A 12763-nucleotide genomic window follows, 5' to 3' on the forward strand; every position below is an offset into this window, starting at 1 on the left:
GGCCCGCTACTGGCTCGCCCAGACGATCCGGGCTACCCATTCGATGGCTTCGCTCGGGATCTGGCGGTTCGGATGGGCAGGGTTGAGCGATACAAGGTCGATCCCCTTCGGCGTCTGCCGTTCCAGGAGTTTGGCCATCACCTCGCCCTCGGTGGTCTTGACCACGACGCGGTCACCCCGGCGCAGCACGGCGCCCGGCTGGACGATCAGCACGTCGCCGTTGCGGTAAAGCGGCAGCATGGAATCGCCCTGCACCTGGAGCGCATAGGAACCTTCGGCGGCGCGCGCCGGCAGTTCGACGAGGTCCCAGCCCTCGCCGGCCGGAAAGCCGGCATCGTCGAAGTAGCCGCCGGCTCCCGCCTGCGCGAAACCGATGAGCGGAACGGTGGAACCCCGGCGGCTCTCCTTCCATGGAAAGGCCTTGCCTTCGATCAGTTCGAAAAACTCGTCGAGCGACGAATTGGTGGCCTCGATGATCTTGGCGAGCGATTCTGTCGAGGGCCAGCGCGGGCGTCCGTCGGAGGACAGTCGCTTCGACTTGTTGAAAGCCGTCGAATCCAGGCCGGCGCGTTTGGCCAATCCGGATGCCGAGAGCGAGTAACGCGCAGCCAGCGCATCGATGGCCGCCCAGACACGATCATGCGAGAGCATGGTGCTGCTCCCCGTGAAGACAGGAAAAAATACCTTTGCCGTTGTAATGTCGGCCGCCGGGCTTGTCCAGACAAGATCAGACCGGAAACTCACAATGGCTTGAACGGGGGTGCCGAGGGTCAGCGGATGCCGGGAAATGTTGCCGCCAAGGCACTCCTCATCCGACCTCGCGGAGCGAGGTCGGATGAGACACACCGCCCGGCGCCGGACGCCATCCTGGATGAAAGTACCGCGTGTCTTCGTACCCCTCTCTGTCCACCTGATATCTCCCCCACAAGGGGGGAGACCGGCCGGCCGCTTGGATTTCGCCAATCGTCAACGTCGCAAGACGAGTGCCATCATCGATGACAGCCAGTCTCCCCCCTTGTGGGGGAGATATCAGGTGGACAGAGAGGGGTATCTGGCCAAGCCGTATCCGACTGAAATCAAAAAGCTTTTCGCCCTACTTTCATGGCAGGGGTAGCCCGTCTCGACGTTTCCGATCCTGGCACGAGGGACTGCTCACCCGCCCGCCTTCGCAAGCCTGCGCAGGCCGGCATGGGAGGCCATGAAGATGCGCTCGGCTTCGGTGGGCGCGCGCGGCGAGCGCGTGACGCCGAGCGCGGCGACGACCTCGTCGATCTCACGGAACTTCTTCGTGTTCATGTCGTAGATGCCGGCGGTCGTCATCACCGCCGCGGCCGTCTCGCCGTTCTCGAGGATGAAGCGGTGGCGGCCGATCACCTCGGTGCCGTCCCAGGTCTCGATGGAGGAGACGACCTCGAAGCGCCGCCACAGCCGGATCTCCCGCACGAAGACGCTCTGCACGCCGCCCATCATCGGCACCCAGTTGCGCGTGCGATAGAGCTTCATCAGCCCGGAGCGGATAAAGATGTCCATGCGCCCAAGATCCGCCATCATCAGATAGCGGGCATTGTTGAGGTGCATGTTGGGATCGATGTCCGTCGGCAGGCAACGGAACGACAGGCGGCTCTCGCCGCCGGGCAGATAGGGGCCGCGGCGACGCGCCGTCGCCACGACCTTCAGCAGGCGGCCCCAGACATACATGGCCGCTGTCTCTAACCCAACAGCACTGGATGTTGACACATCCAGTGGCGTGGATGCCAACGCATCCACGCGACCTCAAACGCCGGCGCGGCCCATCCGGGCCGCTTGGCTTCCGCGCTACCGCATCGGCCCGAAAATCGTATTCGATTTTCGGAAAGCACGATGCGGTAATCAATAGTGGCAGAGGGTCCTTTGCGCGTCCAAGTGGACGCGCGGCGCTCTGCAGGCGCGGCGCGCCGTCGCGCGCTCCAACGGTCGATAAGATCGACCGTTGGTATCACGCCTCAGGCCGCCTTCTTGGCTTCCGCTCCGGCATAGGGATCGAAGCGCTCGTAGAAGGTCTCGCCCTTCTCGGCCATGTCGACCAGCAGCTTGGGCGCCTTGAACTGCACGCCGTAGCGCTTCTGCAGTTCCCTGGCCCGCTTGACGAATTTCTTCGCGCCGATGCCGTCGACATAGGAGAGCGCCCCGCCCGTATAGGGCGCAAAGCCGAAGGCCAGGATCGAGCCGACATCGGCCTCGCGCGGATCCGTGACGATCCCTTCTTCCATGACCCGCACCGCCTCGAGCGCGATGGTGAAGAGCAGGCGCTGCTTCAGCTCCTCGATGTCGACCTTCTCCGGATCCTGCTGCTTGTAGAGGTCCTTGAGGCCCGGCCACAGCTTCTTCTTCGCCGGCTTGGCCGGATAATCGTAGAAGCCCTTGCCGTTCTTGCGGCCGAAACGGCCATGCTTGTCGACCATGGTGTTGATCAGCGCCATCTGGTCGGCGTCGACCGCCTTCTCGCCGAGGTCGCGGATCGTCTGCTTCATGATCTTCTGGGCAAGGTCGATCGCGGTCTCGTCGGTCAGCGCCAGCGGGCCGACCGGCATGCCGGCCATCTTGGCGGCGTTCTCGATCATCGCCGCCGGCACGCCTTCGATCAGCATCTGATAGGCTTCCGACATGTAGCGCAGCACGCAGCGGTTGACATAGAAGCCGCGCGTGTCGTTGACCACGATCGGCGTCTTCCTGATCGCCCGGACATAGTCGATCGCCACGGCGAGCGCCTTGTCGCCGGTCTTCTTGCCCAGGATGATCTCGACCAGCATCATCCTGTCGACGGGCGAGAAGAAGTGGATGCCGATGAAGTTCTTCGGCCGGACCGAATTCTTCGCCAGCCCGGTGATCGGGATCGTCGAGGTGTTGGAGGCGAAGGTCGCGGAGGGTTTCAGCACAGCCTCGGCCTTCCCGGTGACGCCCTTCTTGATCTCGGAATCCTCGAACACCGCCTCGATGACGAGATCGCAGCCGTCGAGATCGGCATAGTCGGCCGTCGGCGTGATCAGCGACAGCAGCCTGTCCTTCTCCTCGGGCCTCGCCCTGCCCTTCTTGACCTGGTCCGAGATCAGGTTGTCGGAATGGGCCTTGCCCTTCCCGGCCGCTTCCATGTCGCGGTCGAGCAGCACCACCGGGATGCCGGCCTTGGCCGTCACATAGGCGATGCCGGCGCCCATGAAGCCGGCGCCGAGCACGCCGATCTTCTTGAACTTCGTCTCGGCGACGCCCTGCGGGCGGCGGGCGCCCTTGTTGAGCTCCTGCAGCGAGATGAACAGCGAATGGATCATCGCGGCCGCTTCGCGGGTCTGCAGGATCTCGGTGAAGTAACGCTGCTCGATGCGCAGCGCCGTGTCGAACGGCACCAGCAGCCCCTCATAGACGCATTTCAGGATGGCGCTGGCGGCCGGGTAGTTGCCATAGGTCTCGCGGCGCAGGATGGCGATCGCGGGCGGCCAGAGATTGGCGCCGGCGGCCGAATAGATCGGGCCGTCGGGCAGCTTGAAGCCCTTCTCGTCCCAAGGCGCCACCGGCTTCAAGCCGTTCCTGATCATCGCCTTGGCGGTCTCGATCAGCTTGGCGGGCTCGGCGATCTCGTGGATCAGGCCCATGGCCTTGGCCTTCTGCGGCGTCAGGTTCTGGCCTGAGGTGAGCATGGTGAGGGCGTCCTGGGTCTTGGCCAGGCGCGACACCCGCTGGGTGCCTCCGGCGCCCGGGAAGATGCCGACCTTGATCTCCGGCAGGGCCATCCTGACCTTCTCGCCGTCGGCGGCGACGCGACCGTGGCAGGCGAGCGACAGTTCGAAGGCGCCGCCCATGCAGGTGCCGTTGATCGCCGAGACCCAGGGCTTGCCCGAGGTCTCGATCTTGCGGAACAGCCAGGTCATGCGGCCGGCATTGTCGAAGAGCATTTTGGTCGCGGCCTCGGGGCTCTTCGCCTTCTCTTCGCCGAAGAGCTTCAGCATGCGCTGCAGCATGGAGAGATCCGCGCCGCCGGAATAGCTTTCCTTGCCCGAGGTGATCACCGCGCCCTTGATGGCGGCATCCGACGTGACCTTTTCGACGATCGCCTCCAGTTCCTCGATGACGCTCTCGTCGAAGACGTTCATCGACTTGCCAGGCATGTCCCAGGTGACGAGCGCGATGCCGTCGGCGTCGACGTCGACAGTGAAATTCTTGTAGCTCATTGTCATGTCCTTCCGATCAGACGCGTTCGATGATCGTGGCGGTGCCCATGCCGGCGCCGATGCAGAGCGTCACCAGCGCCGTGTTGAGGTCGCGCCGCTCGAGCTCGTCGAGCACGGTGCCGAAGATCATCGCCCCGGTGGCGCCAAGCGGATGGCCCATGGCGATCGCCCCGCCATTCACGTTGATCTGGTCGTGCGGGATGTCGAAGGCCTGCATGTAGCGCAGCACGACCGAGGCGAAGGCCTCGTTGAGCTCGAACAGGTCGATGTCGGAGAGCTTCATCCTGGCGCGCTTCAGGAGCTTCTCCGTCACGTCGACGGGGCCGGTGAGCATGATCGCCGGTTCCGAGCCGATGTTGGAGAAGGCGCGGATCCTGGCGCGCGGCTTCAGCCCCATCGACTTGCCGCCCTTCTTGGAGCCGAGCAGCACGGCCGCCGCGCCGTCGACGATGCCGGACGAATTGCCGGCATGGTGGACGTAGTTGATCTCCTCCACTTCCGGATGCCGCTGGATCGCGACCGCGGAGAAGCCGCCCATTTCGCCCGGCATGGTGAAGGACGGGTTGAGCGAGGCGAGCGTCTGCATGTCCGTCGTCGGACGCATATGCTCGTCATGGTCGAGGATGGTGAGGCCGTTCTGGTCCTTGACCGGTACGACCGAATTCTTGAACCAGCCCTTCTCCCAGGCCTTCGCCGCGCGCTTCTGGCTCTCCACGGCATAGGCGTCGACGTCGTCGCGCGAGAAGCCGTATTTGGTGGCGATCAGATCGGCCGAGACGCCCTGCGGCACGAAATAGGCCGGCAGGCCGACGGAAGGATCCATGAACCAGGCGCCGCCCGACATGCCCATGCCGACGCGCGACATCGATTCCACGCCGCCCGAGATGACGATATCGTCGGCGCCCTGCGCGATCTTGGCCGCGCCGAGATTGATGGCGTCGAGACCGGAGGCGCAGAAGCGCGACAGCTGCAGGCCGGGCGCCTTCATGTCGTAGCCGGCTTCGAAAGAGGCAGCGCGCGGAATGACCGAACCGGCCTCGCCGACGGGATCGACGCAGCCGAAGATGATGTCGTCGACCGTGCCGGTGTCGAGACCGTTGCGGTCGCGCACGGCTTCGAGAACCTTGGCGCCAAGGCGGACCGCGGGCACCTCGTGGAGGGAGCCGTCCTTCTTGCCGCGGCCGCGCGGCGTGCGCACGGCGTCATAGACAAATACGTCTGCCATTTTGGTCTCCTTGGGTTGCGGATCAGGGGGTCGGCGCCCGACGGCTTCCGGCTCGTGCCTGAAGCCGCGGACCCTGGCTCACAGCGAGCGCCCGATCAGCAGTTTCATGATCTCGTTGGTGCCGCCATAGATGCGCTGCACGCGCGCATCGCGATACATGCGGGCGATCGGATATTCGTTCATGTAGCCATAGCCGCCGAACAGCTGCAGGCACTGGTCGACGACCTTGCCTTGCAGGTCAGACAGCCAGTATTTGGCCATCGAGGCGGTGACCGGATCGAGCCCGCCATTGATGTGGCGCTCGACGCAGTTGTTGTAGAAGACGCGCCCGACCGTGGTCTCGGTCTTCAGTTCGGCAAGCGTGAACTGGGTATTCTGGAAGTCGATGATCGCCTTGCCGAAAGCCTTGCGATCCTTGACGTAATCGATGGTCAGCGCCAGCGCCCGCTCGGCCATGGCGATCGCCGTCGTGCCGATCTGCAGGCGCTCCTGCGGCAGCTGCTGCATGAGCTGGACGAAGCCCTGTCCCTCGTCATGGCCGAGCAGGTTCGACGTCGGCACGCGCACGTCGTTGAAGAACAGCTCGGAGGTGTCGTTCGATTTCAGCCCGATCTTGTCGAGGTTGCGGCCGCGCTCGAAACCCGTCACCTCGTCGGTCTCGACCACGATCAGCGACGTGCCCTTGGCGCCCCTGGCCGGGTCGGTCTTGGTCACGACGATGATCAGATTGGCGAGCTGGCCGTTGGTGATGAAGGTCTTGGAGCCGTTGATGCGGTAGTGGTTGCCGTCCCTCTCGGCCCGGGTCTTGACGCCCTGCAGGTCGGAGCCGGCACCCGGCTCGGTCATGGCGATGGCGCCGATCAGCTCGCCCGAGGCCATGCGCGGCAGCCATTTCTTCTTCTGCTCCTCCGAACCGTAATGGAGGATGTATGGCGCGACGATGGAGTTGTGGAGCGCGATGCCGAAGCCGTCGACGCCGACATGGCTGATCGCTTCGATGATGGCGCTCTCATGGGCGAAGGTGCCGCCAGAGCCGCCATATTCCTCCGGCATGGATGCGCAGAGCAGACCGTTCTCGCCGGCCTTGCGCCAGCTCGCGCGGTCGAAGATCTCGGCCTTCTCGAACTCCTCGTATTTCGGGGCGATCTCCTCGGTAAGGAAACGCGCCGCCATGTCGTAGAGCATGGCGACATCGTCGCTCACCCAGCGCGGCTTCGGCAGTTCCAGGACGGATGCGGGATCGGTGGCCACGTACTACTCCCTGTCGACGATAACCCTTAGCAACTCCGTTCAATCTTGAACAGACTTGCCGGACCGCAAAAAGCTCAGAACGCCTCGGCCGGCAGCGCCATCATCGCGTCCGCGCCGCTGGAGATGCGGGCGAGATGGGCCGAGGTTTCCGGCATGACGCGCTCCATGAAGAAACGGGCCGTCACCAGCTTGTTATCGTAGAAGGATGACGCTCCGTTGGCACCTTCGGCGAGCTTCGCCTGCGACGACTTCGCCATCTGCGCCCACATATAGCCGAGCGCGACAAGGCCGAAGAGATGCATATAGTCGGTGGAGGCCGCACCCGCATTGTCGGGCTTGGCCATGGCGTTCTGCATCAGCCACATGGTCGCGGCCTGCAGGTCGTTGAGACCCTTCTTCAACTGCTTGGCGAGCGGCGCCATCTTCTCGTCGGCGCGGTTTTCCTCACAGTAGTCGCCGACCTCCTTGAAGAAGGCCTGGACCGCGCGACCGCCATTCATGGCGAGCTTGCGCCCGACAAGATCGAGCGCCTGGATGCCGTTAGCGCCCTCATAGATCATGGCGATGCGGGCATCGCGCACGAACTGGCTCATGCCGTGTTCTTCGATGTAGCCGTGCCCGCCGAAAAGCTGCTGGGCCATGACGGCGTGGTCGAAGCCCTTGTCGGTGAGCACACCCTTGATGATCGGCGTCATCAGGCCCATGTGGTCGTCGGCCGCCTGGCGCTCCTTCTCGTCGCCGGAGCGGTGGGCGACGTCGGACTTGATCGCCGTCCACAGGATCAGCGCGCGGCCGGCCTCGTTGAAGGCCCTGATGGTCATCAGCGCGCGGCGCACGTCGGGATGCACGATGATCGGATCGGCCTTCTTGTCCGGCGCCTTGACGCCGGAGAGCGATCGGCCCTGCAGGCGTTCCTTCGCATAGGCGACGGCATTCTGGTAGGCGACCTCGGCGATCGACAGGCCCTGCAGACCAACGCCGAGGCGGGCCTCGTTCATCATGGTGAACATCGCCTTCAGGCCGCCATTGGCCTCGCCGAGCAGATAGCCGGTCGCCTCGTCATAGTTCATGACGCAGGTCGAGTTGCCGTGGATGCCCATCTTCTCCTCGATCGAGCCGCAGGAGACCGCGTTGCGGGCATCAGGCGCGCCGCCGCCGTCGAGCATGAATTTCGGCACGATGAAGAGCGAGATACCCTTGACGCCCTCGGGCGCGCCTTCGATGCGGGCCAGCACCAGATGCACGATGTTCTCGGAGAGGTCGTGCTCGCCGGCGGAGATGAAGATCTTCTGGCCGGAGATCCTGTAGGAGCCGTCGCCGTTCGGCACGGCCTTGCTGCGCAGCAGGCCGAGGTCGGTGCCGCAATGCGGCTCCGTGAGGTTCATGGTGCCGGTCCAGACACCTTCCACCATCTTCGGCAGCCAGGTCGACTTCTGCTCCTCGGTGCCGTGGGCAAGGATCGCAGCGACCGCGCCCTGGGTGAGGCCGGCATACATCATGAAGCCCATGTTGGCGGAGGAGAGATATTCACCGACCGCCGAATGAACGGTGTAGGGAAGCCCCTGCCCACCGAATTCGGCCGGGGCCGCCAGCCCCATCCAGCCGCCTTCGCGATACTGCCGATAGGCGTCCTTGTAGATGTCAGGCGTGGTGACCGAGCCGTCGGCGTGGCGCACGCAACCCTCGATGTCGCCGATGCGGTTGGTCGGCTGGATGACGTTCTCGGCAAGCTTTGCGCCTTCCGCGAGGATCGCCTCCAGGATATCGGGGGTGGCGTCCGAGAAACCCGGGAGATTGCTGTAGCGCTCGTAGCCCAGAACGTCGTTCAGAACGAAAAGCGTATCCTGAACCGGGGCCTTGTATGTCGGCATGCCTCATCCTCCAAACACGGTTTTGCCGCTCCGGGGACGCACCCTCCGGAACCGCCGCTGAAGGAGTGTCTAGCAATCTTTGACGTTTGCGTAAACGTCAATTTGTACCGCAGCGCAAAATTCACAGCTGCGCCGCAGGCTGGTCGTCTGTCGATTGCCACGCTATCTGGCCTTTTGGCCCGCCGATCAGAAACGTCGGCTTTGCGCCCAGAAGTCGGCCGTAGGGGCAAACTTTGCCTTCGCCTGAGAGCGGACAATCAGGCTGCCATACTCTGAGGTCAGCCTTGCGCCCTAGGAGGCTGTCTGGGTTCGGAGAGTCAGGGCCGGATGAGCTGGCACATGCGCTTGATCGACTCCGCTAGCTGCTCTTCTGAGTGCTCTGGTCGGTGGCGGTTTTCCGGGTGGTGGATGCGGTTGCGGACGTATGTCATCAACGTCTCCTCTCTCTGAGCCCCATTGGCGTCTACCCACCGGATCTCTCTAGGGTGCCCCTGATCTACCAACCATTGATCGAAATCCGCCTGCGAAGTCTTCTTGACTGGGCTGGACCTGAACCTGTCCTCAAGCGAGCAATAGAGATCGTCGTGGAACTCAACGGTGGGCAGATCGTAGGCGAGGTAGGAAATCTCTCCCCACGATGGGCTCCACTGGAGGTATCCGAACCCTGCGCTATGTGCATCTTCCACTCTGACAGCCCCTTGGTACTGTTTGGTGATCTGGAGCTTTGCGTTTGGATTTCGGAACGCATTCTTGAAGAGTAGTGGCGAGTGTGTCGACGCGACTATCTGAACGCGGTCGCTAAGTTCAGCTAGGTGCTCAACCAGCTTCGCCTGAAGTTTCGGGTGGAGATGGAGCTCGGGTTCGTCGACCAGAATGATCAGCTTCTCTTTGGAAAGCACTGCCATTGCCTCGAGCAACGCGAGGGACAGAAGCATCTCGATGCCGGAACCGCCGTGCTCAGCCGGAAGCTCAAAGCCATCGAACGGGAAGACAACTTCTGCATTGTCGTACGGATTCAGTGTCTTGAGGAGGCTAACCTCGACAGGCGGGACCCCGAGCTTGGCCAGGATGTCGTTCGCGGCCCCGATCGTCTTCTTGAGCGTGTCACCGTCGGTCTCGGCGAAAATTCTATCCTGGAGCGCTCTTCTATGGTGCTTAAAGTGATCACCCTCGGCCTTCCTCCTCTGCCCTCGATCAAAGCGCCAGTTCAGATCGTCGATGATGCTCGACAGCGAGGAATTAAACCCCTTGGAAAGTTGGCGAACGCGGGTCTTGGAGAAGTAAAACACGCGCGGAAGGTCAACTTCGACGTTGCCCGGTAACAACAGGCGTTCGTCGAAGTGGAAAGTAGTTCCGTTCTTGCGAAGCTTTGACCACCCTTTTTCGCCTCGCGGTTCGACGGGCACAAGGTGATGAGACGTGGTGACCAAGTCCGAAAATGCTTTACCAGGGGCAGCCCGGTCTCGTTTCTTGGCCCTCAGGATTACCTTGTCACAAGCGACATCTTGGGACGTGAAGCCGTCAGGAAGCTTCGCCGTGAGGGGGCTCTGAAACTCGACAACAATCTCGATTGGCTCGTCGCCCCCGTTGTAGAAGTCGTTGACATCTAGCCTAGACGCTACGTAACCGGACGATAGGCAGAAGTTCATCGCCTCCAGCAGCGACGTTTTCCCAGTTCCATTATCACCAATGAAAAAGCCTAGGGCCCCTAGCTCAACAGGCGCTTCTAGCCTTTTGATGCCGCGGAAATTCGCAATACTGACACTTTTGATCTTCACGCCCCCCTCCACCACCCTCGTGTCTGTAAGTTGGCAACGGAACTAGGTGGGGTCAATGGGGCGCACTCGGATTTGCAGCCGGGGCACCGTCCGCGTAGGATTCTAACAAATCGGCGTCCGACAGGATGCGGGTGACGCCAAGGGTGGTTGCGATGACGAGTTTCCGGTGAGAGCCGTTTCTAAGACCTTGGCCTCTGCCGATCGAAGGGTCCGATGTCGTCTGTGACGCTTACAGCCGCCAGTCCTCTTCCGGCCTCAATGTACCGATCAGCTCTGCGCCGGTATCCGCCATCCGGGCCTCATTTGCAGATTCCGAAACCGGACGATCATTCGTGTGCATTCAGAGATCTTCGAAGGTCCGCGCTGTTGGATTTTGCTGCCGTCCTGGCATAGTGCCAAGAATCGCCGCACTTGTCAGGAGTAAACGAACGTACGCGAGTATTTAAAGTCAGGAGGCGATGGGAACGCGGTCCCGAAAACCTTCCAGGTGAAAACCGACGCGCACAGCCGCTGGCTCAACAATTTCAGTTGCGATTTCTGGCAGAAACGGTCTTAGCCGACCTTCGACGCGTGAAGGCTCTATTTTGCGAGGGGCAGCCGCTCAGTGAGCAGTTAGCCACGAGGCAGCGAGGGAATGTGGCAGCACGGGGACAATGGCCGATAAGGACGACATCATTGCACATCATGCTGCGGGCACGCTCCCCGAGCTGTTTGTCGAGTGCATGCGGCGTCATCGAACTGATGACATCGGTATGGCATTTCGCGCGACGCTGACGGCACTCCACAACGAGGGTATGATAGACGTGCTTGAGGCCGCGCGCACGATCGGCATCTCTCCCATCAACCAGCATGACTTTTTCACCGTCATGGAGGTCTATTGCGACCTCATTCCTGCCATCGAGGCCGAGGTGCCGACGATGCTCGCGGCAGTGAAGGCGCTGGTCGCGCGCGCTGGCAATGACATGGCCTCGGGCATGCCCAATGGCGCCTACCGCAAATGGGCGGAGCAATGCGATCGCGCCCGTGCGACGCTCGCCGCGATTGATCCGGAAGAGCCCGAGGATGCTGCCTATGTATTTCTCGGGCTTCAGGCGCTCGCCAAGAACGATGCCGATGCCGCGCTCAATGCTGCAATCGCATATCTCGCCGGCACGGCCGCACCTGCGCGTTCGGCCGCAGCCAAAGCGATCGGCTCGATCGAGCTCGCGACGCCGGAAGCACGCTCCCGCGTCACCGAAGCGTTCGCTGTCGCAAGCGCCACCGCAGACGATAACAGCCAGGGGCACATCCTGACCGCCATTTGCGAGATTGCGCGGGCGCATCCCGAGATGGAAGCCGCGGCGGTCGCGCTGATCGACGCAGCCGCCCCCATGGTCGGCGACCTGGCGATCCATCAGGTCTCGCTCGAGCTCATGTTCCATGGCGAAGCGCTGCAGCCGCCGATCGTCGCGGGGCTGACGGCAATCTTGCACAAGCTCGCGATCGGCAATCGCGGCACGCTTGAGCATATCGATGCGGCCGGCGCCAAGTTGGTGACGCATGGGCGCCTCGACGAAGCGCTCGCCCTGATCACGCCGTTAATTTCGGAACATGAGGAGCTCACCTCACTCGAACCGCTCAGCGGCTTCTCCTATGCGTTGTTGCAGCTCGCCCCCGACCAGTTAGCCAAGGTGATAATGGGCTGGCTGCTGTCGCTCGATCCCAATCTCGGCCACGCGACCCTGTCGCTGGTCGGTGACCACCATGGCGATGCTCCACTGGTGCTTCGGGTCAGCGGACCCACCCTCGTCTTGTCTGACGCCGACATGATCCTGCTCGCCCATCGCGTTATCGGCTATCTGTTTATCCACGCGATCACTGCGGCCTCATTGGTGCTCGAGCTCATCCGCGGCGCCGCAGACGGACCACGCCAGGTGATGGCGGACATTCTCTTCGATCCGCTGCTTATTAACTATTCGGGCGAGCTTGCCGGTTGGCTGGGCGAACGGTCCAAGGACAGCGCCGATCCCGCGCAGCCGTTGATCATGGAACTGCTCGCTCGGCTTGAGGCCTATATCGAGGGGCTGCGCAAGGCCGGGCAGATCAAGGAGTTGCGTCCGTCCGAGCGCGAGCGGCTGATCGAGAATCAGCGCCAGCATGAGTCGATGCGCCAGGTGCAAAAACAGGCCGAAAAGAAGTCGGTGTTCATGTCGATCGTGAGCCGCTCGGTGCTGCTCTACGGCAACCGCTCGATCAGCTATTTCGAGGAGCCTAACGGCAATAAGCGGCGCAACGAGATGAAACTGCACAGCTTCAGCCACAGCGTCGAGGCGCCTCGGCTCGATATTCTCGAGCCGTTCGACCTCGACTATACGTTGAGGATATTCCGCGCCATGCGGATAGCAAAGCCATGAAACTCGTCATCCGCGAATATCTCGCATCGCTGCGCGAGCGAGG

At 62.6% G+C, this 12763-nt stretch carries 8 protein-coding genes; 1 reads left to right on the forward strand and 7 read right to left on the reverse strand.

Annotation, left to right across the window (positions count from 1 at the left end; genetic code table 11):
• Positions 1–6 precede the first annotated feature (6 nt).
• From JN302_RS35015 to JN302_RS35045, 7 genes are all read right to left on the reverse strand, one after another.
• On the reverse strand, positions 7–651 hold the full coding sequence (locus JN302_RS35015) for a S24 family peptidase (protein ID WP_202308899.1): 645 nt from the start codon (positions 649–651) through the stop codon (positions 7–9).
• 501 nt (positions 652–1152) lie between these two features.
• Positions 1153–1698, reverse strand: a complete 546-nt coding sequence (locus tag JN302_RS35020; protein ID WP_202330633.1) for a thioesterase family protein — start codon at positions 1696–1698, stop codon at positions 1153–1155.
• Between the two features lie 284 nt (positions 1699–1982).
• Positions 1983–4202, reverse strand: coding sequence for a 3-hydroxyacyl-CoA dehydrogenase NAD-binding domain-containing protein (locus JN302_RS35025; RefSeq protein WP_202330634.1), 2220 nt, complete (start codon positions 4200–4202; stop codon positions 1983–1985).
• Between the two features lie 16 nt (positions 4203–4218).
• Positions 4219–5427 (reverse strand): acetyl-CoA C-acetyltransferase, encoded by a 1209-nt coding sequence (locus JN302_RS35030; protein ID WP_202308902.1) that lies wholly within the window; start codon positions 5425–5427, stop codon positions 4219–4221.
• Between the two features lie 78 nt (positions 5428–5505).
• Positions 5506–6678 (reverse strand): acyl-CoA dehydrogenase family protein, encoded by a 1173-nt coding sequence (locus tag JN302_RS35035; RefSeq protein WP_446720697.1) that lies wholly within the window; start codon positions 6676–6678, stop codon positions 5506–5508.
• A 74-nt stretch (positions 6679–6752) separates the two neighbouring features.
• Positions 6753–8549 (reverse strand): acyl-CoA dehydrogenase C-terminal domain-containing protein, encoded by a 1797-nt coding sequence (locus JN302_RS35040; protein WP_202330635.1) that lies wholly within the window; start codon positions 8547–8549, stop codon positions 6753–6755.
• Positions 8550–8866: 317 nt separating this feature from the next.
• Complete coding sequence (locus JN302_RS35045; RefSeq protein WP_202330636.1) at positions 8867–10327, reverse strand: ATP-dependent nuclease; 1461 nt, start codon at positions 10325–10327, stop codon at positions 8867–8869.
• Positions 10328–11079: 752 nt separating this feature from the next.
• Here JN302_RS35045 and JN302_RS35050 point away from each other — a divergent pair.
• Positions 11080–12720, forward strand: a complete 1641-nt coding sequence (locus JN302_RS35050) for a hypothetical protein (protein ID WP_202330637.1) — start codon at positions 11080–11082, stop codon at positions 12718–12720.
• Positions 12721–12763: the final 43 nt, after the last annotated feature.

The sequence above is a fragment of the Mesorhizobium sp. L-8-3 genome (assembly GCF_016756615.1).
Taxonomy (GTDB): domain Bacteria; phylum Pseudomonadota; class Alphaproteobacteria; order Rhizobiales; family Rhizobiaceae.